Origin of the sequence: Flavobacterium sp. CAU 1735 (genome assembly GCF_039888695.1) — a bacterium.
In the GTDB taxonomy this organism is placed as follows: domain Bacteria; phylum Bacteroidota; class Bacteroidia; order Flavobacteriales; family Flavobacteriaceae; genus Flavobacterium.
Genome location: NZ_JBDQQQ010000001.1, coordinates 627,742 through 652,152 on the forward strand (window position 1 = coordinate 627,742; position 24,411 = coordinate 652,152).

Below are 24,411 nucleotides of genomic sequence, written 5' to 3' on the forward strand. Positions count from 1 at the left end.
ATTAGGTTTTTATGATTAACTAAAATAATGATTCATCAACAAGATTCGGGATGGTCACTTTTAGTAAAGGTTGCGATTCCATGGCTCTTTTAATGGCAAAAACTGCGCCTTCGTTTCGCGCCCAGCTTCTTCTGGCAATCCCGTTGTTTACATCCCAGAAAAGCATTGATTCTAAACGTTTTGATGCTTCTTTAGTACCGTCAAGAACCATGCCAAATCCACCGTTAATTACTTCGCCCCATCCAACGCCACCACCGTTGTGAATGGATACCCAGGTAGCGCCCCGGAAACTGTCGCCGATTACGTTATGAATGGCCATATCGGCTGTAAAACGGGAACCGTCATAGATGTTGGATGTCTCGCGATAAGGGGAATCAGTACCGGATACATCGTGGTGATCACGTCCTAAAACCACATATCCGATTTCGCCACGGGCAATCGCCTGATTAAAGGCTTCGGCAATTTTGGTACGTCCTTCGGCATCGGCATACAAAATACGCGCCTGCGAACCAACCACCAGTTTGTTTTCCTGTGCGCCTTTGATCCAACGGATATTATCGGCCATCTGCTGTTGGATTTCGATAGGAGCGGTTTGCATCATTTCTTCCAAAACCTGACAAGCGATAGCATCTGTTTTGGCTAAATCGTCCGGATTTCCGGAAGTACAAACCCAACGGAATGGTCCGAAACCATAGTCAAAGCACATTGGCCCCATAATGTCCTGAACATAGCTTGGATATCTGAAATCGATACCGTTTGGCGCCATTACATCGGCACCGGCTCTGGAGCTCTCCAAAAGGAAGGCATTTCCATAGTCGAAGAAATAGGTGCCTTTGGCCGTGTGTTTGTTGATCGCTGCCGCATGTCGGCGTAAGGTCTCCTGTACTTTTTCTTTAAATAGCACCGGTTCGTTGGCCATCATGGCGTTGGCGTCTTCAAAGGAAATTCCGGCAGGGTAGTAGCCACCCGCCCACGGATTGTGTAAGGAGGTCTGATCGGAGCCTAAATCGATATAAATATTTTCGTCATAAAAACGCTCCCAAACGTCTACCACGTTCCCAAGGTAGGCAATAGAAACGACTTCTTTGTTTTGTTGTGCTTTGCGAACACGGAGGATCAGTTCATCAATGTTTTCAATCACCTCATTGATCCATCCCTGTGAATGACGGATGTGGGTGATTTTTGGATTTACTTCGGCACAAACGGTGATACATCCGGCGATATTACCGGCTTTAGGTTGCGCACCACTCATTCCGCCTAAACCGGAAGTTACAAAAACTTTACCAGCCAGGTCTTCGCCGTTTTTAGCGATTTTTCGCCCGGCATTCAATACGGTAATCGTAGTTCCGTGAACAATTCCCTGTGGACCGATATACATATAACTACCGGCTGTCATCTGACCGTATTGGGTAACACCTAAGGCATTAAAACGTTCCCAATCGTCCGGTTTGGAATAATTCGGGATCATCATACCGTTGGTTACGACCACTCTTGGTGCTTCTGCGTGCGAAGGGAATAATCCCATCGGGTGACCGGAATACATCACCAGCGTTTGTTCGTTGGTCATTTCGGCCAGGTATTTCATTGTCAAGCGGTATTGTGCCCAGTTGCTAAAAACAGCGCCATTACCACCATAGGTGATCAATTCATGCGGATGTTGTGCCACGGCATAATCCAGGTTATTCTGGATCATTAACATGATGGCTTTGGCCTGATCGGATTTACCCGGATATTCGGATAGCGGTCGGGCATACATTTTGTAATCCGGACGTAGGCGGTACATATAGATACGGCCATAGGTTTCCAACTCGTCCGAAAATTCTTTGATCAATTCGGCATGGTGTTCGGGTTCGAAATAACGCAAGGCATTTTTTAGTGCCAGTTTTTTCTCGTCGTCGGTTAATATTTCTTTACGCTTTGGCGCGTGGTTTATAGTGCTTTCGTACGGTTTTGGTTGTGGTAAAACAGAAGGAATTCCTTCTAAAATCTGTTCTTGAAACGTCATGATTGTTATGTGAATTTCGTGTATTATAAAATGATAAAAATGCGCAGGAAATTCCCGGCTATGGATAGCGGATATCCGACCTGTGGTAGGATTTGTGAATTTTGATCTTATAGCGGACTAAAATGGCATCCATTTTTTATTTTTTTATCGTTCCGGTGTTTTTGTTGAATCCATACGGACAATGGCGGCATCCGTTTTTACAGCAATAGCCTCTTTTTAAATGAAAGGCTTCGGTAAATACTTTATAGCCTTCCGGAGACAAATAATAGTCTTCTCCGGGGATTAATTTATTTTTAGTATTTTGGTTGTCCATACGGACAAATTTAGGAACTTTACCGTTAATGATCGTACTTGTATTAAAATATTTAACGCCAAAAGGGTTTCGGGGCATTACCGTTTTTCCTTTTGTGTTTGTTGTGAGGAAGGAGGATAAAAAGGACACCGTATTCCTGAATCATGAGAAAATCCATATCCGGCAACAATTGGAACTTGTAGTACTTCCTTTTTTTGTCTGGTACGGAATTGAGTTCCTGATCCGGTGGCGACAGTATGGCAATCGGCATATGGCTTATCGGCATATCTGTTTTGAACGGGAAGCTTATGCGAATGAAGTCAATCCGGATTATCTGTCGAAACGACCATTTTGGCATTTTATAAAGTATCTGAAAAACAAATAACCCCGATGATCGATCATCGGGGTTATTTGTTTTTATTCGGAGGGTATTAGAAAATCGTTTTACGATCTACAGTAGCTCCGTTTTCAAGTGTTATTTTTAAAAGGACAACACTAGATGATTTTTTTACATTTTTCAAGGCGATTTCGTTTTCACCTACATTTTTATACTCGTCAATTTTTCGTCCTAAAACATCGAATGCTGTGATGTTTTTGATTCTTTCGTTAGAAGAGCTTACGGCCAGTTCGTTTCCGCGTAATACTTTGATACCATTTTCAAGGCTAAAGTCACCGTTTCCTAATGTACCGTTGTTGAAACGTAATACAAAACGATTGTCAAACGTACCGGCAGCAGATGTGAATGAATATGGAGCCGTTCTTAAATCGTGGATCGTATTGGTAGTTTTATCTTCCAGGTAGATCGCATGCGTATCGAAAATTCCATCTAAGTGATCAATTCCGATTTGGTAGGTATTCTGAGCGCTTGCATTGAAACCTAATGGAATCTGATCGGCTTGGTTAAATGGTAACGGACGTGCCTGAATTGTAAGGTTCATATCCGGAATAGTCGAGTAGAAGGTTACACCGTTTCCACCGAAAGCCTGTCCGTCAAGACCTCTGTCAAAATCCATAGTTGCCTCTTCATCATATCCTACTAATATTTGGCTAAAAGCACCGTTTTCATTTGCTAAATTCAACCAGATACGGTGTTTTTCCGATTCACCACCGGCAACCGATTGTGTTTCCGGGTTGATTGATGTACCACCGTTTTTCATGAAATTATCATTCTTACCAGTAACACGCATACTGTTTGTAAACTTCGCATTTCCGTTGGCTAAACCTTTTACGAAGAAAGCCTGTCCGGATGCAATATACTGGGTTGGTTTGCTTCCGCCTGTTGCAGCTGTTGCTGTTGCTCCGAATTTATTTACCGTAGCATAATCAGCAGCCGTATAGTTATACGAATACGTACCATAGAACGGGCTAGGATTTGTGTTACCTATAGGGGTATTGTGCGTCCATATATAAACCGTACCATCTACTAATGTTTTGTTGGTGTTGTCTGTAAGGAAAGACACCACATCGATAGCGGATGCATATGGATTTCCGATCAAGTTCCATTGATCATCATCTACGGTTACACCACCACCTACGTTAGCATCTGTTCCGATAGCAATTGGTATTGTAACATCCCCATTGTTTGGCGTTCCTACGAAAGTAGCCGTATAGGTAGTTCTGTTGTTTGGATTAAGATCGAACGTTTGTGGCGCTCTTACGATATAACCCATTCTTGGATCCATAGCTGTAGTATTGCTTACGCTAATCCAGTTTCCGTAACCACCACCGATTGTTGGTTGCCATTTCATGTATTTGTCACCCAATGTGTTTGGTGATAACATCGCTAATGTATAGCCGGAAGCTAATGTTACCGGTGAATTCCAGTAGGTGAAATCATAACGATACATCGGTTTTGTTGTACGTCTGATGTTTACATTTCCGGAATTGGCTACATTGTCTACCTGTACGATACTGGCGTTATTATCTACGTTTAAGGTACCGTTATTTTTTACGTCAATTTTATTAACCACTTTGATTCCGTTAGTAGCCGGGATGTCTAAACGACCGTTGGTACGAACTGTTAAGGTTTTAGCCTGCGCTTCATAGTTGGTTCCATTGATGGTTGAGGAATTGCTTGTTGGTTTAATGATCACACAGTTATCACTTGTAGGAACTCCTACCGGTAACCAGTTGTTCGGATCATTCCAGTTGCCATTATTACCTTGCCATACTTTCGATTTGTTAGTTACACTCACCGGTTTAGAAGCAGTACAACCATTAGTTAACTGAACGTTAGCCGTAAAGGACCAGTTGCTTACTTCTAATTGTGCTGTAGACGGTTTGATGTATACAGTGTTTACAGCCTGATTAGTATACGGTGTTGTTCCGTTTGCATCGATATAGGCATCGATAGTTGCACCCGACCAGGTAAAGTTAGATGTTAACGGACGGTGTCCGGATAAAATAACGTCGTCGATAGCCCATCCGTCGCAAAATCCTGCCTGGTAACGGAATCTGATTTTTAAATTGCTTACGCCGATATAGTCATTCAAGTAAATAATAGTATTTACAAATCGGCTTGGAGCACCCTGACTGTTCGTGTAGCTAACCACATTGGCCCATGTTGCTCCATTATCTTTTGAAACTTGAACAGTGGCACTTTCACCATTTCCATAGTACGAGTAATACTGACGGAACGTTAAGGTCAAATCCAGGAAAGTTGAAGTATTATAAGAGTTTGTAGTCGTTAAAATAATGTCTTTTCCATTACCGGATACATCAGCAGTTGTGAATGCAAATTTATTTCCGGTAGTTCCTGTACTCGAATTGATCGCTGGTTTCCAGTTGGCCGTTGTAGTGGTATAAATACTTGTTTTTTGTTGCCATTCAGTAGTAGCAGTTGTACCAGTACCGGATTTGGTAAAAAGACCCAACCCACTACCTTCAAAATTTTCGTTAAAAAGCTCTACCAATTCGGTGCTACCTGCTGCAGAAATCTGTACAAAGTTATCATCACCACAAATTTCCGGAGAAGAAGGTGTGATAGTAACATTTGGTACCGGTTTGATTTTAGCGGTAATTGCTCTTCGAACCAACGATTCGCAAGAACCGTTTACAGCGGTAACATAATAGGTTGCCGACATCATTAGCGAAGGCGTTGTGTAGCTTGCCGATGTTGCACCTGCAATAGGAGAACCACCGATTTCGCTTGTATACCAACGATAAGAAGTAACTCCCGCTGATCCTGTTACGGTCAAGGTCACAGGGCCTTCACCACAAGATTCTACATTTGGTGCAGTAAGGATTTTCGCAGGACAATCGGCAATGACAGTAACGATGTAATCTTCGGTTTCTCCATTTGAATAACTGCCACAAGGAGAAATAACACTATTGCTGTTACCATTAGCAGAACGAATACGTAGGCGGTAGTTGCCTGGAGTTGTTCCTGCCGGGATTACAAATCCGAAAGTAGTCGATAAAATACCGGTATTCGATGCGTAAACTTCTTCTCCACTATCGGTAAAATCGTTGTTTTTGTTCCAGTCAACCCAGGCTTTGATAACTTGTCTGTCATTTCCAGGGCTTGTTAATACCACACTGATGTTAAGATCACCACCGGCAATTTGCTGTACAGCGTCCAAATTGGTGAAATCACCATATCCTGAAGTACTGTAACCTGAATTGTTGTTTACAGCATCTACAATCGCTCCGGTTGTTTTAAAACTTGAGATATAGTAACTGCTTGATGTCGATGTTGCTGTACAGTATACTAATGTTTTAGCATTTCCGGTTAAAGGAGATGTTGTTCTGTATTTTGTACCTCCTGTACAGTTTGAGTTAAAAGAGTATACAAAGAAATAATAGGTTGTATTGGCCGAAAGTCCTGTAGCGCTAAAAGTAGTATTGCCGTCGTTGTCGATTACAATATTTGTGCTACCCAGGTTTTGTCCAATAGTATAATTCGTTCCATTTGCAGGTGTTGGCGCAGTACCGGTTGTATTGGCGATCACAAGATAATTATCCGGAGCTGGTGATGCTGCGGTAAACGAACCGTTCATAGAATTAACTCCGATGCTGCTTAGCGTAAGTCCTGTAGGTTGTGCGGTAGGAGCCACACAAGCTACTACTGGAGTCCAGGTATATAAAAGGTTTGTATTTGGATATACGTTGTTACGTGTTCTTACGGTCGCACTATTTGATGTTCCGGCAGATGTATTTCCCGCCCAAGTATTGTTATTTGAAAGGGATCTGTTGTTATAATCGTTGTTGTTGGCTCCTCTTAAACCAACCTGAACATTTACATTGTTGTTGTTTGATGGGTCACAAGAACCATACGAAATGGATACAACATTCGTTGTTTCGCTTAAACGGATCTGGAAGTTAAAATCCCCCCCACGAGCGCTACGCTCAGCATTTGTCCACTGCACCACAAAAACACGGTTAGGTGCGCTTCCAATCGTTTTGTAGATAATTGCATTTCCGTTGTTTACAAGGTCAACTCCCACAGCACTTACCGCACCGGCATATCCGGTATTGGTTGATATCGGGCTAGATTCTGTATTTGTAGAAAGTGTTGTTCCGAATGTAATAAACCCGTTTGAGTTTACCGAACAGGTTGTATAGTTGGCTCCGTTAAAGTTAAATGTAAAACCAATTGGAATATTGTTTGCCGTTACATTGTCGTCCCAGTTGCTGTTAATAGCATTTGTTGCACCGGTAATAGCTGTATAATTTGATGTGCTTTCTGAAAAAGTATAGTTGCTTACCTGACTGAATCCGGTAGCGCAAACTAATAAAAGCAGTAACGAAAGTAGGTTGCTTTTTGAGTTGAATAAGTTTTCAATTTTAAAAGTAAATCGGGGGCGAATTAACATAATAAAAAATCTTTGGGGTTATTTTTACGGTGCGAAAATATGTACTAAGAAGCAGACAGAAGGTGTCTCGGAACCGAATTTCGATGAAGGTTTCCGTTTAATCGATAAAGTGCATTTTTGTCGATAAGATGCGCTTTTGTAATACAGCCTTATTTTTGATTTGTATTGTTTTTCTGATGGTTATCGATTTTTTAGATTCGGAAATTTAGACGATTTGTTTTTTGCTTTTTACAAGGTTTTTCTGTATAAAAATACATGTGAAAAAGTGTTTGGAGGAGGAGTTTGTGGTAGCGTTCCAAAAGATTATTTTGTTTGAAACAAAACGAAATAAAGTCGGTTTGTTACAAAATAAAAATCCCCTGAGTAAACAGGGGATTTGTCTTGAAATGTTGTTAAGTGTTTAGAAAATCGTTTTTCGGTCTATGGTAGCGCCGTTTTCCAATGTGATTTTTAGTAGTACCACGCTGGACGATTTTTTAACGTTTTTCAATATGATATCGTTTTCATTGGTGTTTTTGTATTCATCGATTTTACGGCCTAAAAGATCGAAAGCGGTAACATCTTTGATTTTTTCGGTAGCCGAATGTACCGCCAATTCGTTGCCGCGTAATACTTTGATGCCATTTTCAAGGCTAAATTCGCCGGTTCCCAAAGTGCTATTCGCAAAGCGCAATACAAAACGGTTGTTAAAAGTACCGGCTGCTGATGTAAAGGAATACGGTGCAGTTCGTAAATCGAAAATTACATTTAGCAGTTTGTCTTCCAGGTAAATGGCATGGGTGTTAAAAATACCATCAAGATGATCAATACCAATTTGATACGTGTTTTGCGAATCGGCATTAAACCCTAATGGGATCTGATCCTGATCGTTAAACGGTAAGGAACGCGCCTGAATAGTCAGATTCATTTCCGGGATTATCGAATAGAACGTAACGCCGTTACCACCAAATGACTGACCGTCTAAACTTCTGTCAAAACCCATAGTGGCTTGTGCGTCATAGCCAACCAATATCTGACTAAAAGCACCGGATTCGTTGGCTAAATTTAACCAGATACGATGTTGTTCCGGTTCGCCTCCGGCTACACTTTGTGTTTCCGGATTCGTTTTAGTGGAGCTGCCCGCTTTTAAAAAGCTGTTGTTCTGTAAACTCACGCGCATACTGTTTGTGAATTTAGCATTTCCATTGGCCAATCCTTTAACAAAAAAGGCTTGTCCCGAAGCGATATAACGGCTTGGCAGGCTTCCTCCTGTAGCAGCAGTCGCGGTAGCGCCGAATTTATTAACCGTTGCATAGTCGGCTGCGGTATAATTATACGAATACGTACCATAAAACGGACTTGGTGACAATGCAGATGGCGGGGTGTTATGTGTCCATAGGTATACGGTACCATCCATTAAAGCACTGTTGGACGAATCGTTCAAAAAGCTGACAATATCGATAGCGGAGGCGTATGGGTTTCCAATCAGATTCCACTGATCATCATCAACGGTTACAGCACCGCCAACATTGGCATCGGTTCCCACTGCAATCGGAATGGTGATGTCGCCATTGTTTGGAGTTCCGATAAAAGTTCCGGTATAGGTTGTTTTCGTAAGCGGATTAAGGCTGAAAGTCTGTGGTGCGCGTACAATATATCCCATTTTCGGATCCATAACCGTGCTGGAGCTTACGGTAACCCAGTTTCCGCTTCCGTTACTAATGGTTGGCTGCCATCTCATGTATTTATCGGATAGTGTATTGGGTGATAACATGCCCAATGTAAATCCGGAAGCTAAAGTTACCGGTGAATTCCAATAGGTGAAATCGTAACGGTACATCGGTTGTGTGGTGCGTTTGATGTTTACAATACCGGTATTGGTGGTGCTGTTAACCTGAACGATGCTCGCACTGGAATCAAGGTTAAAAGCTCCGTTTGTTAGCACATTAATATTGTTGACCACTTTAATCCCGTTACCGGTTGGGATATCCAATCGGCCATTTGCCTGAACGGTTAGTGTTTTGGCTTGTGCTTCGTAGTTAGAACCGTTTACAGTTGAATAATTTGTCGCAGATTTAATGATCACACAATTATCGTTTGCTGGTACACCAACCGGAAGCCAGTTGTTCGGATCGTTCCAGTTGCCGTTAATTCCCTGCCAAACTTTTGTTTTGTTGGTAACGGTTACCGGTTTGGTAGCGGTACAACCATTGGTTAATTGCACATTGGCATTAAACGACCAGTTGTTTACTTCCAATTGGGAAGCCGATGGTTTGATATACACCACATTTACCGCCTGATTGGTATAAGGTGTTGTACCATTGGCATCGATATAGGCATTGATCGTTGCTCCGGTCCATGTGAAATTGGACGTTAACGGACGGGTACCGGATAGTACTACGTCATCAACAGCCCAACCGTCACAGTAATCGGCTGCATAACGGAAACGTATTTTTAAATTCGCAACACCTACATAAGCGTTTAACGGAATGCTTTCGGATACGAATTTACTTGGATATCCTTGAGTGGAGGTGTAAGTTTTTACCGTGGTCCAGTTGGTTCCGTTATCGGTTGATACCTCAATATTAGCCGTTTCGCCATTTCCATAGTAAGAGAAATAGTGTCTGAAATTAAGTGTCAAATCGATAAAATTAGTGGTGTTCACCGAATTGGTAGTAGTCATAATCAGACTTTTACCGGTAGTATTTACATCCGATGTCGTGAAGGCAAATTTATTTCCAACCGATCCGGAGTTGATCGCCGGTTTCCAGGTGGCCGTTGTAGTGGTAAACACACTGGTTTTTTGCTGCCATTCGGTAGTGGTAGTTCCATTTCCGGATTTGGTAAAACTACCCAAACCGGTACCTTCAAAATTTTCGTTTAACAATTCGACTACTTCCGTACTACCGGCTGCCGAGATTTGTAAATAATCGGAATCACCGCATATTTCCGGAGATGCCGGTGTAATGGTGATATTTGGAACCGGTTTTATTTTTGCAATAATTGGCGTACGGGTAAGCGATTCGCAAGTGCCGTTTAAGGCTGTCACATAATAGGTTGTGGTAGCGCTTAACGATGGCGTTGTATAGGTCGCAGCGGTTGCTCCCGAAATAGGAGAGCCTCCGGTATCGGTAGTATACCAGCGATAGGACGTTACGCCCGATGATCCGGTTACTGATAAGGTTACCGGGCCTGTGCCACAAGATTCAACTGTTGGAGCACTGGTGATTTTAGCACCACAATCCGGGATTACTTTGATCAGATAGTCTTCTGTTTCGCCACTGGAAAGACTTCCGCAAGGTGTAAACGTTGAGTTTGATAAATAGGTTCGAATACGTACACGGTAATTACCGGGATTGGTTCCGGCGGGAATTACAAACCCAAATGTTGTGGAACTTACACTCACTGTAGGAGAAAAGACAGTTTCTCCGGTATCGGTGAAATCACCGTTTTTATTCCAGTCAACCCAGGCTTTTACATATTGAGTGGTACCTGCACTACCGGTTAGTATTAACGAAATATTGATATCCGATCCGGCAATTTGTTGTGCTGGAGCAAGACTGGTATAGTCACCATAACCACCGGTACTGTATCCGGAAGTATTGGAGGATTCCACAATGGCTCCCGTGATTTTATAACTGGAAATATAATACGTCGACGAAGTAGAAGCCGGCGTACAGTTGGTGTAAGTATAATCCGGCGGATACCAGGAATAAACCAGTCCGCTGTTAGGATAACTATTGCTTCGGGTTCTGTTGGTATCGGTGTTGGAGGTTCCGCTGGACGTATTGCCATACCAGGTGCTGTTTGAACTCTGTGATCTGTTATTGAAATCGGCATTGGTACGACCTCGTAATCCTACTTCGGCATTTAATGTCGTGTTGCTGCTTGGCGAACAGGTACCGTAAATGATTTGTATGATATTGGTTGTTTCGCTAAGTCGGATTTGGAAATTAAAACTTCCGGACTGAGATACGCGTCTTACATTATTCCATTGTACGATAAAAGTCCGGTTTGGAGCTGTTCCGGTAGTGGTATAGGTAATCGCATTCCCGTTGTCTTTAAGGTCCATACCTAAAGCACTGATCGCCCCGTCAAAACCGGCTCCGTTTACCGAAATCGGGTTGTATCCGGCTGCATCGCCTGCTACAGTGGTTCCAAAAGTGATAAAACCATTGGACAAAATAGAACAAGTGGTGTAATTCGTACTGTTGTAATTAAACGTAAAGCCAATAGGGATGTTAAGGGCGGCGTTATTGTCCCATGAAGTGGCAATTGCGGTCGTTCCGGATATGGACGAGTAGGTCGCGGTATTTTCCGAAAAAGTATAATAACTTACCTGTGCCTGTCCGATTTGGAAGCACAATAATAAGCCGGCTACTATTTTGAATAATTGCGTGCTTTTAACGGTAAGAGGAGTTGCGTTAAAAGCACCGGAAACTTTAAAGAAGTTGCCGGTTTTTTGGTTGTTTTTGTAGCTGTTTAACATACTTGAAAATATTAAGTGGTTCATTTTCAATACTAATTTAGCTACTAAAAAGGGGGCGATAAATGCGTTTTGACCGAATTTCGATAAAGGTTTCCGTTTAATCGATAAAGTACGTTTTTGACCTCTATTTGACTTCTTTTGTTTGTTGTAAATTGTGATTTTGTATGTTGTTTTTGTATTAATTTGTAATTAATAATGTTGAATTCGTATTGTTGTTTGTTTATTGGTGTTTTTTATGTAATATTAAAATGGATCTTTTAATAGTGTAAAAGGTTAAAATAAGGCGTGAAGAAAGGTGTAAAGGAAGCTTTATGGAAAAGAAGATATAGCGCAAAAAACAGGATATCGTGCTGTCTGTTTTTGTATAGCATAATCTTGAATAATTTGAATTGTACAAAATTGAGCAATACGAAATAGTTCTGATTCTAAATTTTTAAAAGGTATAAAGGAATAGTAAAAGAGGAGCTGAAATAATAGCCTGCGGAATAAATGGTTGTTTCTTAGAGGTTAATGGACTTTTTGTATAGAAATAAAGTTGGCTTTTTTAAAAAAAAATAATTAAATTTAACCTGCTTGTAAAAGCTATTAATACGATCGAATGCGAATAACCGATGCGTGAGATAATGATAAAATTTCTTGTTTTGGGACAATATATCCCTTTTGTGGACAATTTGTCCCTTGTGAATAGATTGTAATGTTAGATAATATACTTTTATGCATAAATAACTTAAAAAACATATTGATCATGGCTCGTAAAAAGATTTTATTTATAGTGCTTTTGGGGGGGATTTTTTTTAGTCATGCCCAGGTATATGTGAGTCCTTCCACCCATGTTTTTGTTAATAATGAAGTGCTGTTTGTAAAACAGGATGTAGCGAATAATGGGGTTATGTTCCTTCGTAGAGACGGTCAGTTGCTACAAGGTGTAGCGGGTGTTACGGCTAATAAAGGAGCTGGAACGGTTTCGGTTTATCAGGAAGGAACATGTGGTAATTACGATTATAATTATTGGTGTTCTCCGGTCGGGACGATAGTTACCGGACAGGAAGGTATTGCGGGAAATTTTAATGCCGATGCGACTAAAATTTTTTACAGACCTAATACAATTATCAATAGTGATCTGGCAACAATTTTACCTTGGGGATCTTATGATGGACAATCAAATCCGTTATCGATTTCTTCCAGATGGTTATGGAAATTCGTTAATGCTACGGCCTATTCACAATGGGTTCATGTCGGAAACGGACAGCCAATCGCTCCGGGTGAAGGGTTTACAATGAAAGGAACAGCCGGTACAGATAACACGAATGTAGATGGGATTATCAATAATCCGGGAAACCACCAACGAATTGATTTTAGAGGGCGTCCAAACGATGGTGATATCGTGATTCCATGTATGGTAGGGCAACAAACACTTACCGGAAATCCATATCCTTCGGCGATTGATTTAAGCTATTTCCTTTTGGATAATCCAGCTTGCGACGGAACTGCTCAATTCTGGGAACAGGACAAAACGGTAAACTCACATACGTTAGCCAATTATAGAGGTGGTTATGGGACATTCTCACCGGCAGCAACCTTGGCACAGGTAACAGCCGGTACAGCCGGAACCGGTATTTATACTCCGGCAATTTTTTACTCGTATGATGCGGGCGGAAATCAGGGGACGGTAACATCATCACCCGGAAATTCATATAAAAGACGTTTTTCGCCTGTCGCACAAGGATTCCTTATCACAGGAGCAAATGCAGGTGTGGTGACCATGCGGAACCAATATCGCGTTTTTGTAAGAGAAGGGGCTACTAACAATTCTCAGTTTGAAAGAAATGCAAGCTCGGCGGCACTGGCCAGTGTTAATGCTGATAATGCACCATCCTATAATCCGGTTGTGGAAGATTTGGCCTTTCCTACAGTCTTATCGGTATCAGGTATTGATTATACGAATGAGTCTGTAAGACCACAACCACAGGTTCGTATTAATACACTAATCGATAATCAGGGAGTTCGGCAAAGTGTAATCGGTTTCCATCCTGAAGCTACCGATGGTGTAGATAGAGGAATGGATGCGATTTCTTCCGATGATGGATTGCCTTCGGATATGTTTTTTGTAATTGATGATAAAGAATACGTAATCAATATGGTGGCTTTTGATGAAAACAAGCGTCTTCCGCTTGGTTTTAAAAATGGAGCACCGGCAAATTACAGGATAACGGTACAAGAGATTATTAATGCTGATACGGTACAAAATGTGTACCTGCACGATAAGGTAAACAACCAGTATTATGATATTAAAAATGGAGTTCATGAATTGAATTTGCCAGCCGGAACCAATAAAACAGATTATGAGATTACCTTTAAACGGGATAGTAACCTGGGATTAGGAGAGACGATTAAAAACAGTCTGTTGGTATATCAGGATAATTCCGGACATGCTTTGCAAATTTCCAACCCAATGGCTTTGGATTTAAAAACAGTAGTCTTATACGATGTGGTAGGAAAAGTTATCTTCGAAAAAACAAAATTGGGTAATAATACAACCTATTCGTTTCCGACGGCAAATCTTAGCGATGGTATCTATATTGTAAGGATGCTTACCTCGGATAATCAGGAAATAAGTAGAAAAATCATAATAAAAAATTAAAATTTATAGACGATATTTAAAAACAGCTCCGAATTCGGAGCTGTTTTTGTTTAAAATGATATTTTTGCAACTATGAAAAGTTACAATCAGGTATTGCCTTTTTCATTTCCGAATGGGATTTCGCTTACTGTAAAAAGAGAAGATCAGGTGCATCCCTTTTTATCCGGGAATAAATACCGGAAAATGAAGTACAATCTCGAACAGGCCCAAAAGGAAGGTTATGCAAAATTGCTGACTTTCGGCGGGGCATTTTCCAATCATATAGCAGCGGTTGCAGCGGCAGGAGCACACTTCGGATTGGAAACCATAGGAGTAATACGTGGCGAAGAACTGGAAAACGAAATAGAGGCAAATGCAACCTTACGTCTGGCGCGACAACAAGGCATGAAATTTGATTTTGTATCGCGGGAAGCTTATCGCGTTAAAGACGAGTCGGCTTTTTTAGAAAAACTGCGGGAAAAACACGGTGCTTTTTACCTATTGCCCGAAGGCGGAACCAATGCGCTGGCGGTAAAAGGGTGTGAGGAAATATTGGAAACAACCGATAAAACGCAATTTACACACATTTGCTGTGCAGTGGGAACCGGAGGAACAATCTCAGGTTTGATCAATTCCTGTGGGGAAAATCAAAAAGTAATTGGCTTTCCGGCGTTAAAAGGTTCGTTTTTATCTGATGAGATTTGTAAATTTGTAAACAACGACCGCTGGGAACTGGTAAATGACTATCATTTTGGAGGTTATGCAAAAATAAATGACGAATTGGTTCGTTTTAATAATGATTTTTATACCCAAACGGAAGTATTGTTAGATCCGGTATATACCGGTAAAATGGCCTACGGAATAGTAAATCTGATCGAAAAAGGCTATTTCCCTGACGGAGCTGCAATTTTAATGATTCACACCGGGGGATTACAAGGGATTGAAGGAATGAATAAAATATTGGCTCGGAAAAATAAGCCGTTACTTATAGAAAACAAAGTCTGTAAAAAAGAGAATAATGATTAAAAAAATTTGCCTGCTGCTAACGCTTATATTGGTTTATAGCTGCGGATCTTCGTCAAAAGTGCGAACGACACCGACGAAGATTACAACAACCAAGAAAAATACAACCGTAAAAACACACTCGGGAACCACGAGAACAAACTCCTCATCTTCGGAAAATTCCAAACCATCGGAAGTACTCGAAGCGACTTCAAAAATAAAAGTAACCACCGAAATTGTAAATGCGTATATCGGTAGGTTTAACGAAACCGCAAAAGAAAACATGCGAAACCATGGCGTTCCGGCTAGTATTACACTGGCTCAGGGGATTTTGGAATCCGGTGCCGGAGTAGGAACCTTATGTGTAAAAGCAAACAACCATTTCGGAATCAAATGCCACACCGGATGGACCGGAGATAGCGTACGCCATGACGATGATTCCGAACAGGAATGCTTTCGTAAATATAGCGACCCGGCCGAATCGTTTCGGGATCATTCACTATTCCTGACAACAAGAAGCCGTTATTCCGCCCTGTTTAAATTGCCAAAAGGCGATTATGTAGCCTGGGCAAAAGGACTGAAAAGTGCCGGATATGCCACAGATCCCAAATATCCTGAAAAACTCATCGGACTTATCGAGCGTTACGAATTGTACAAATACGATTCGGAAGTTATTGGAGGCGGTTATACAAAACCGGTGATCAAAAAAGATACGACTACGGTAAATGCCGAAGTTAGCGGTTCGACGTATAAAGTGGCGCAAGGGGATACGCTGTATTCCATTTCCAGAAAATTCAATGTAACGGTAGACGAATTGATAAAAATCAATAACCTTACCTCAAACGCAATAGCAATAGGACAAATCATAAAAGTAAAATCATAATGTTATATACAAGAAGCAGTCAGCTGTTTGCTGAAGCGTCAGAAGTGTTACCGGGCGGGGTGAATTCACCCGTTCGTGCCTTTAAATCAGTTGGAGGAACGCCAATTTTTGCCAAAGAAGCCAAAGGAGCCTATTTGTATGATGAAGACGGAAATCGTCTTATCGATTATATCAATTCCTGGGGACCAATGCTTTTAGGGCATGCCTATGAGCCGGTAGTAACGGCAGTAATTGAAAAAGCAAAAAAAGGAACCTCATTCGGAATGCCAACAGAATTGGAAACGGAAATCGCAAAACTAGCCCTTTCGATGGTGCCGGGAATCGAGAAAATCCGATTTGTAAATTCCGGTACCGAAGCCTGTATGAGTGCTGTCCGACTGGCGCGTGGTTTTACCAATCGCGATAAAATCATAAAATTTGCCGGATGTTACCACGGTCATTCCGATTCGTTCCTGATTCAGGCCGGAAGTGGAGCCATTACATTTGGAGCGCCAAACAGTCCCGGAGTAACGCAGGGAACTGCAAAAGATACTCTTTTGGCCCGTTACAACGATTTGGACAATGTGCGTTCTCTTTTTGAGGCTAATAAAAACGAAATCGCGGCCATTATTATAGAACCGGTAGCCGGAAATATGGGATGTGTGCCGCCACAGGAGGGCTTTTTAAAAGGATTGCGGACACTTTGCGACGAACATGGAGCTTTGTTGATATTTGATGAGGTAATGACCGGATTTCGTCTGTCAAAAGGTGGTGCGCAGGAACTGTTCGGAATTAAGGCTGATATCGTAACGTTTGGAAAAGTAATCGGTGGTGGTTTGCCGGTAGGTGCCTTTGCCGCACGAAATGAAATTATGAATTATCTGGCACCATTAGGACCGGTATATCAGGCGGGAACTTTGTCCGGAAATCCGTTAGCGATGGCGGCTGGTTTGGCCATGTTACAGGATATCAATACCAACGAAGGACTTTTTGAACGATTGGAGCAAAAAACGGCTTATCTGGAAAAAGGAATCCGCGAACAGTTGGAAAAAGCAGGTGTTGTATTTACGATTAACCGTGTAGGTTCGATGATTTCGGTTCATTTTGACGAAAGACCGGTAGTTGATTTTGATACGGCTAAAAATGGCGATAACGAAAGCTTTAAAAAATTCTTCCACGGATTGTTACAGGAAGGAATCTATATTGCTCCGTCGGCCTATGAAACCTGGTTTATTACAGACGCATTGACCTACGAAGATCTCGATTTTACAATTGCAGCCGTAGGAAAAGTAGCAGCGACACTTTAAAAGAAAATAGCTATAAATGAAAAACGCACCTTTAAGGTGCGTTTTTTATTATTCGGAAACCAGTCGTTTTACCAACTGCGGATTCGCGTCCAGTTTTTGAAGTTGCGCTTGTGTTAAAGGGGCACGTAAATAGTGATCCACCACTTTTACCAACTCTTTTTTTCGTCCTTCCGACAACTCCGGGCTTAGATTTTGATGTTTCATTACCAATCCTTTTTCGATCTCAACTTTTTGTGCATCAGATAGCGGGATGTATGCGGTAAGTGCCGTGATGTCGTTTTGAACTTTTTTAGCGATTTCCTTTTGACGATCCTGCGCATTGGCAGCTACCGAAAAGGAAACAATCATAAAAAATAACGCAATAAATTTTTTCATTGTCTGATAAATTGGCTGATTATAGAGCCAAAGCTAATTTATTTTACGATATATTGCTAAAAAAACAATCAAAAATTATTCAGGAGCGTTGTTTTTAAAGTTTCGGGTTCTTTTTGTGATTTTTTCCTGACGCATTTCACTCTGTTTTTCCCATTTCTCCATCTGACCGGAATTCAGGATTTTTTTCATTTCGCCTTTAAAAGCAATTTTGTCGTCCATACGTTTGTTTTGAAGCGCAAAACGTTCGTCGGCAGTCATTTCTTTGTAATTTTTTCGTACATCACCCTGTGTAGCTCGTACTTCTTCGCGTTTTTTGCTCTGATCCATTAATAGCTTTTCAACTTCTTTTTGTTGTTTGGCTGTCAGATCCAAATCTAAGGTCATTTTTTTAACCTGTAACTGTACTTGTTGTTCCGGAGCTAAACGTTCGCGACCACCTCTCGATTCTTTTTCCTGTGCAAAGCCTAACATAGTTGCGCAAAGGCAAACGGCTAAAACTAATTTTTTCATAATGCTTTTCTTTTAAAGTTGTTACGATGCTTTGACCGTGGGAATTTCAAAAGGTTTAAAATTGTACAACCTAAATAAAAGTTAAAAAAATGCCGAAATGTTGTACTTCTGTTAAAATAGAACCGGATATTTTTTGGAGTTACCACTTTTGGGGATTACCTTTGCCACGTGAAAAAAGGAATTGTAATACTCGTTTTTTTTGTCCTCTTTAAGCCGATATTGCCGGTTTTTGAGTACATGATCAATTACGAATATATTACAAAAACCCTTTGTGAAAACAAAGCCAAACCGCAAATGGCCTGTAACGGAAAATGTCACCTGATGAAAGAGTTGGCCAAAGCTTCTGAATCGGAAAAACCGTTATCTACCGATAAAAAAAATGTAAGAGCCGAAGTAGAAGTGCTCTTTTTTGAAATCCAGAAAAACTTTGATTTTAATCCTGCATCGGTAACCGAAAAAGTTGCGGAAAACTTTTCCTATACCAATCTGTACCAACACCTGAATGCGGACGGAATCTTCCATCCACCGGCATTTATTTTTTAAAATTCAACCCTTTTAAGCATTTTTTCTTTTGGCTGGAAGTCAAAAGGATTGCTATGTCGTATTTTAAAAAATAAAAAAATGAAATTCAAATTAATAAACACTGTTATAGCGGTGGCATTGGCCATTGCCTTAGGATCTTGTAGTAATGATAACGATGTGGTAAACTCCACAGAAGGAAGCGGAAGCTTAAAAATAAAATTTGACCACCGTTACGGAGATGTCGATTTTATCATGGGCGCGCCGTATACAACCTCTCAGGGTGAGACGATTAAAGTAGATAACATCAAATATATCGTAAGCAATATCGTGCTTATAAAAGAAGATGGATCGACTTATGTTTATCCAAAAAGCAAAAGCTATTTTATTATAAAAGAACAAACGCCAAGTTTATTTACGATCGAACTAACCGATGTTCCGGCTGGGAATTATAAAACCGTAAAATTCGGTATTGGTGTCGATCAGGAACAATTTAACTTAGGAGCTGCCGGTCAGGGCGATTTTCTGGCACAAGCACAATCCGAAGGCATGATGTGGTCGTGGAGTGCGGGCTATAAATTCCTGGCATTCGAAGGGAATTTCACCTCGGCTACCGTAACCGATCCGACACTTTTTAAAGTACATACGGGACAAACCGGAACCCATTATAATTATACCGAAGTGGCATTGGATATGCCGGATAAAGCATTGGTACGACCAACTATTACACCGCAAATTCACGTAATGGCCGATTTGTCTAAAATCCTGGATGGAGCCACAAAAATCAGCTTGTCCCCACAACCAAATATCATGGGTGGTGCTGTTTTGGCTTCGATTACAGCCAATGTGTCCACTATGTTTTCTGTTGATCACGTTCATAATGACTAAATAAAATCAAAAAAGCTGTTGGTGGTAACTACTGGCAGCTTTTTGAAAAACAAATCATTATGAAAAGAATCAGAACACTACTGTTCTTGTTGCTACCGTTTTTATGGAGCTGCTCGAACGATGATAGTCCTGAAGCCTATCAAAATATTCCGATCGATTTTAAAGTACCGGCCAATTTCCCGGCCTTAACCTATAATTTGCAAAACAATCCGCTAACGGAAAAAGGATTTGAATTGGGGAAAAAGTTGTTTTACGACGGTCGGTTGGCATCGGATGGATTGGTGTCCTGTGGCTTTTGCCACATTCAGGAAGATGCGTTTACGCACCACGGACATTCGTTTAGCCATGGTGTGGGCGATAATATCGGAACCCGTAATGCACCGCCGATTCAAAATCTTGCGTTTCAGCGCGCTTATATGTGGGACGGAGCAACAACACATCTGGATTTGCAGCCTTTGATTCCGCTAACCAGTGAAATTGAAATGAATGGAAATCTGGCGGAAATTGTCAGTATGATGAAAGGCGATGCGACCTATCAGAAACTATTCAGACAGGCCTTTCCTGATGGCATGATCAATTCTGAAAACATGCTTAAAGCATTGGGACAGTTTATGGTGATGCTAACATCGTCCAATTCAAAATTTGATAAATTCAGAAGAGGAGAACCCGGAGGAACGTTAACTGCCGACGAACAGGAAGGCTACGTACTTTTTACACAAAAATGTGCCGGTTGTCACGCTACGGATTTATTTACCGATGATACTTATCGCAATAACGGTTTGCCGATTAACCCGATGATCAATGATGTGGGGCGCTACCGCGTGACCGAGTTGCCACAGGATAATTACAAATTTAAAGTGCCGAGTTTGCGGAATATCGAAAAAACGGCACCTTATATGCACGATGGGCGTTTTGCCACGCTTGAAGCGGTTTTAAATCACTATTCCAACGGTGTGCTGGATTCGCCTACATTGGATCCTACTTTAAAAGCTAATGGAGCTTTAGGGATTCCGTTAACAGCGAATGAAAAAACGAAACTTGTGGCCTTTTTAAAAACACTAACGGATCATGAGTTTTTAACGGATCGCCGGTTTTCGGAATTTTAAAAACAACAAACACTTTTCTAAATTTTAAAAATAAGATTTGGATTGAAAAGAAAATAAAAATGAAAAAATATAGTCTATTAGTAGTGCTTTTTTGGAGCGTATTTACCTACGCGGCAGAAAAGGATAGCCTGGGAATAAATCCGTATCAAAACTATTTTCGTTCGCTCGAATATTTCGAAGAATGTGATGCCTGTGGTTGTTCGGCCAGTGGTGGAAGTTTGGGTTTTTCGTCGATGCTGAATACCAATTTTGTAGGGATACGCTATTTTAACCAGCGTTATAAAAGTAACGACGGATTGTTTTCGGATTCACCGTGGTATGAAGAAAATTTTAATACCATTCAGGTGTGGGGACGTATTCCGATTGTGAAAAAAGTTCAGATTTCCGTATTGGTTCCGTACCATTTTCATAATCGGGAAACCGTAACCGGCAAACAGGATATATCCGGTTTGGGCGACCTTACGGTATTGGGAATGTACACGGTGTATGAAACGGTTAAAGATAGTGCGGTGTTTTCGCATTCGGTACAATTGGGTGCCGGAGTAAAAGCGCCTACGGGAAAATATCGTGAATTTACCAATGGAAGTGTGAACCCGAGTTTTCAAGTGGGAACCGGTAGCTGGGATTATATTTTTGCGGCAGAATATGTCGTAAAAAAAGGAAATCTGGGATTAAATACTATGGGAAGTTATACGGTTAAAACGGAAAATGAAAAGCATTATCGTTTTGGAAATCAATTTAATTATGCGTCAACAGTATTCTATTTTTTAAATAGTGAGAAGTATGTATTTGTGCCGCAATTGGGCGTTGCCGGAGAAGTGTATGGGAACAATTATCAATACAAACAATTGCTGCGAAATACGGCAGGAGATATCCTTTTTGGAAAAGCGGGAATCGAGATCGGGCGGGATAAATTTTCGTTTGGTGCCAATGTGATGGTGCCGATAAATCAAAATCTTACCGGTGGCAGAGTGGAAGCACAATACCGTTGGAGTGTGAACTTAAATTATACTTTATAATTACACCTGACAGGTTTCTTAATACACCGCTGATAAACCTGTCAGGTGTTATGCATAAGTGTCGAAGATAGGTTGCTCGACGCAAGAACGGAAACTTGTTAAATATAGCAAATACAAACACCTGACAGTTTTTAAGTGAGAAAATGCTAAGACTGTCAGGTGTAGGCAACCGGATTAAAGTATAATCCGGTTTAGTGTAACAGAAACGGGCTGTCTCTTTTTTGAGGCAGCTTTTTTTTAAGGCTTATTTTGAGTAGTTGCTTTTTGCGGTTGATTTTGGAATCGTTTTTTATAAATCGCATCCCATTTGTCTTGCTGTTCCTGAGTGAGAATGGCTTTTAGATTTGTTTTCAGGGTTTTCAGACTTTCGATATATTCGGTTTTTAAAGCCTGATTTTCTTCGGGTTTGGCCGACTGAAGACGCAATTTAATATCGCCGGTTTTCCGGTTGTTTTCCGTGAGTACTTTCTCAATTTGTTGCTGTTGAGTCGCAGTTAGGTTGAGATCGGTTGCCATACGTCTGACTTCTAATTTGGCCTTTTGTTCTGCCGTCAGGGTTGGCGGTGCCTGATTGGAAGACTGTGCGTTGCTTGCCAATGATAAAAAGCTTACAATCAGGATAAAGAATGCTTTCATAATCCTATGGTTTAAGTGGTAAACTCCGTGATATGTATATTAAAAGTAAGGAATAAAAACGACAGGTGTAACGATTTTCCGTTAAGTGCGATTTTTTGCCGATAAAAAACCTGTCAGGGTTATAAATAAAAAAGGCCGACTATTTTCAGTCGGCCTTTTGATTGTATATCGAAAACTTAGGATTGTAATTCTACGACTTTACTGTCGCCGGCTACAACCACTTTGGTTAATCCGTGTTGTGCTAAAGCTTTCATGGCTTTATCCCATTTTTTACCGCTTAATCCGGCCTGATTTTTTAATTCGGCTAAATCCAGCGCATTGGCATTTTTTTCTAAGATGGCAATAATTGCTTTTTCTTCGTCTTCCAATTCGATTTGTACGGCTTTTTTCTCCGGACGCATTTGAGGGAAAAATAACACTTCCTGAATCGATGGATTGTTGGTTAAAAACATGATCAAACGGTCCATTCCGATACCTAAACCAGATGTTGGTGGCATTCCGTATTCCAATGCACGTAGGAAATCGTTGTCAATAAACATCGCTTCATCATCACCTCTTTCGGATAAGGCTAATTGCGATTCAAAACGTTCCCGCTGATCGATTGGATCGTTTAGCTCAGAATACGCATTGGCAATCTCTTTTCCGCATACCATCAATTCGAAACGCTCGGTTAATTCCGGGTTGTCGCGGTGTTCTTTGGTTAGCGGACTCATATCTTTCGGGTAATCAGTGATAAAAGTTGGTTGGATAAAATTACCCTCGCATTTTTCACCGAAAATCTCGTCGATCAATTTTCCTTTACCCATAGTGTCATCTACGGCAATTCCCATCGATTGTGCTGCAGCTCGTAATTCGGTTTCTGTTTTTCCGGTAATATCAAAGCCGGTAAAATGTTTGATGGCATCCGTCATCGAAACACGTGCATAAGGTGCTTTGAAATCAACCGTATGCTCGCCGAAAGTAGCTTTTGTAGTACCGTTCACCTGAAGGGCACAATATTCCAAAAGATTTTCGGTAAATTCCATCATCCAATTGTAGTCTTTATAGGCTACATAGATTTCCATAGCGGTAAACTCCGGGTTATGGGTTCGGTCCATTCCTTCGTTACGGAAGTTTTTGGAGAATTCATATACACCGTCGAAACCACCTACGATTAGTCTTTTCAGGTACAATTCGTTGGCAATTCGCATATATAATGGGATATCCAGGGAGTTGTGGTGTGTGATAAACGGTCTTGCGGCCGCACCACCCGGGATCGACTGTAATATTGGTGTTTCTACTTCAAAATAACCTTTGTCGTTAAAAAACGTACGCATCGCATTGAACAATTTGGTTCTTTTGATAAATACTTCTTTAACCTGCGGATTTACAACCAAATCAACATAACGCATTCGGTAACGCAATTCCGGATCGGTAAATGCGTCGAAAACATTACCATCGGCATCTACTTTTGGTAGCGGTAAAGGACGTAAGGTTTTACTTAATAGCGTGATGTTTTTGGCACGTAAGGTTTTTTCGCCTACCTGAGTGGTAAACAATTCCCCTTCGATTCCGATAAAGTCACCCAGGTCAATTAATTTTTTAAAAACTTCGTTGTAAAGTGTTTTGTCATCGTCCGGACAAATCTCGTCACGGTTAATGTATAACTGGATACGACCTTCGCTATCCTGTAATTCGGCGAAAGAAGCTTTCCCTTGTACGCGGGCAGACATCAGACGGCCGGCCACAATTACCTTCTTTCCTTCCTCAAAAGTTTCCTTGACCTGCTTCGACGTGTGGTTCACGGGAAACAAATTGGCGGGATATGGGTTTATTCCAAGTTCTTTCAACTTACCCAGTTTTTCTCTTCTGATGATTTCTTGTTCTGAAAGTTGCATAATTGTGATTTTTTTAAGTGGGCAAAGATAGACATATTTTAAAAAGGAATCAATTTCAAATTTTGAAAATGATAATAAAGGTATTGCGGATGGAAAATCGTATCTTTGAAA

17 protein-coding genes are annotated in these 24,411 nt (G+C 41.0%); 9 read left to right on the top strand and 8 right to left on the bottom strand.

The annotated features are described in order from the left end of the window. Nucleotides 1-19: 19 nt before the first annotated feature. Both AAFN64_RS03050 and AAFN64_RS03055 read right to left on the bottom strand, forming a co-directional pair. Nucleotides 20-2,005 carry a urocanate hydratase gene (locus AAFN64_RS03050; RefSeq protein WP_347759244.1) on the bottom strand — a complete coding sequence of 662 codons (1,986 nt, stop codon included), beginning with the start codon at nt 2,003-2,005 and terminating at the stop codon, nt 20-22. A gap of 136 nt (nt 2,006-2,141) precedes the next feature. After that, complete coding sequence (locus AAFN64_RS03055; protein WP_300486042.1) at nt 2,142-2,318, bottom strand: DUF5522 domain-containing protein; 177 nt, start codon at nt 2,316-2,318, stop codon at nt 2,142-2,144. A gap of 103 nt (nt 2,319-2,421) precedes the next feature. On the opposite strand from AAFN64_RS03055, the gene AAFN64_RS03060 reads away from it, so the two are divergent. Next, entirely contained in the window at nt 2,422-2,682 is a 261-nt protein-coding gene (locus AAFN64_RS03060) for a hypothetical protein (RefSeq protein WP_347759245.1), read from the top strand. 46 nt (nt 2,683-2,728) lie between these two features. On the opposite strand, the gene AAFN64_RS03065 is transcribed toward AAFN64_RS03060, so the two are convergent. Next, nucleotides 2,729-7,111 (bottom strand): GEVED domain-containing protein, encoded by a 4,383-nt coding sequence (locus AAFN64_RS03065; protein ID WP_347759246.1) that lies wholly within the window; start codon nt 7,109-7,111, stop codon nt 2,729-2,731. Between the two features lie 400 nt (nt 7,112-7,511). Then, nucleotides 7,512-11,603, bottom strand: a complete 4,092-nt coding sequence (locus AAFN64_RS03070; protein WP_347759247.1) for a GEVED domain-containing protein — start codon at nt 11,601-11,603, stop codon at nt 7,512-7,514. A 721-nt stretch (nt 11,604-12,324) separates the two neighbouring features. Here AAFN64_RS03070 and AAFN64_RS03075 point away from each other — a divergent pair. From AAFN64_RS03075 to hemL, 4 genes are all read left to right on the top strand, one after another. Next, nucleotides 12,325-14,220 (top strand): T9SS type A sorting domain-containing protein, encoded by a 1,896-nt coding sequence (locus tag AAFN64_RS03075; protein ID WP_347759248.1) that lies wholly within the window; start codon nt 12,325-12,327, stop codon nt 14,218-14,220. A 72-nt stretch (nt 14,221-14,292) separates the two neighbouring features. Beyond that, complete coding sequence (locus tag AAFN64_RS03080) at nt 14,293-15,225, top strand: pyridoxal-phosphate dependent enzyme (RefSeq protein ID WP_347759249.1); 933 nt, start codon at nt 14,293-14,295, stop codon at nt 15,223-15,225. After that, nucleotides 15,218-16,084 carry a glucosaminidase domain-containing protein gene (locus AAFN64_RS03085; protein WP_300491798.1) on the top strand — a complete coding sequence of 289 codons (867 nt, stop codon included), beginning with the start codon at nt 15,218-15,220 and terminating at the stop codon, nt 16,082-16,084. The genes AAFN64_RS03080 and AAFN64_RS03085 overlap by 8 nt, the downstream gene beginning before the upstream one ends. After that, nucleotides 16,084-17,370: a glutamate-1-semialdehyde 2,1-aminomutase gene (gene hemL, locus AAFN64_RS03090; protein ID WP_347759250.1), complete on the top strand. Its 1,287-nt coding sequence runs from the start codon at nt 16,084-16,086 to the stop codon at nt 17,368-17,370. The genes AAFN64_RS03085 and hemL overlap by 1 nt, the downstream gene beginning before the upstream one ends. 48 nt (nt 17,371-17,418) lie before the next feature. Here the strand turns inward: hemL and AAFN64_RS03095 are convergent, their stop codons facing one another. After that, complete coding sequence (locus AAFN64_RS03095) at nt 17,419-17,745, bottom strand: hypothetical protein (protein WP_300491802.1); 327 nt, start codon at nt 17,743-17,745, stop codon at nt 17,419-17,421. A gap of 75 nt (nt 17,746-17,820) precedes the next feature. After that, nucleotides 17,821-18,255: a hypothetical protein gene (locus tag AAFN64_RS03100; RefSeq protein ID WP_300491804.1), complete on the bottom strand. Its 435-nt coding sequence runs from the start codon at nt 18,253-18,255 to the stop codon at nt 17,821-17,823. A 168-nt stretch (nt 18,256-18,423) separates the two neighbouring features. On the opposite strand from AAFN64_RS03100, the gene AAFN64_RS03105 reads away from it, so the two are divergent. The 4 genes from AAFN64_RS03105 (at nt 18,424) to AAFN64_RS03120 (ending at nt 21,787) form a co-directional block, all read left to right on the top strand. Continuing rightward, the gene (locus AAFN64_RS03105; RefSeq protein ID WP_300491806.1) at nt 18,424-18,798 is read left to right on the top strand and encodes a hypothetical protein; all 375 of its coding nucleotides are present in this window, start codon (nt 18,424-18,426) and stop codon (nt 18,796-18,798) included. A gap of 78 nt (nt 18,799-18,876) precedes the next feature. Then, complete coding sequence (locus tag AAFN64_RS03110) at nt 18,877-19,662, top strand: MbnP family protein (RefSeq protein WP_347759251.1); 786 nt, start codon at nt 18,877-18,879, stop codon at nt 19,660-19,662. 59 nt (nt 19,663-19,721) lie between these two features. Continuing rightward, nucleotides 19,722-20,768 carry a cytochrome c peroxidase gene (locus AAFN64_RS03115; RefSeq protein WP_347759252.1) on the top strand — a complete coding sequence of 349 codons (1,047 nt, stop codon included), beginning with the start codon at nt 19,722-19,724 and terminating at the stop codon, nt 20,766-20,768. Between the two features lie 59 nt (nt 20,769-20,827). Continuing rightward, entirely contained in the window at nt 20,828-21,787 is a 960-nt protein-coding gene (locus AAFN64_RS03120; protein ID WP_347759253.1) for a transporter, read from the top strand. Nucleotides 21,788-22,024: 237 nt separating this feature from the next. Here AAFN64_RS03120 and AAFN64_RS03125 read toward each other — a convergent pair whose 3' ends face one another. Beyond that, the gene (locus tag AAFN64_RS03125) at nt 22,025-22,423 is read right to left on the bottom strand and encodes a hypothetical protein (RefSeq protein ID WP_347759254.1); all 399 of its coding nucleotides are present in this window, start codon (nt 22,421-22,423) and stop codon (nt 22,025-22,027) included. Nucleotides 22,424-22,599: 176 nt separating this feature from the next. After that, on the bottom strand, nt 22,600-24,300 hold the full coding sequence (gene lysS, locus AAFN64_RS03130) for a lysine--tRNA ligase (RefSeq protein WP_300491816.1): 1,701 nt from the start codon (nt 24,298-24,300) through the stop codon (nt 22,600-22,602). Nucleotides 24,301-24,411: the final 111 nt, after the last annotated feature.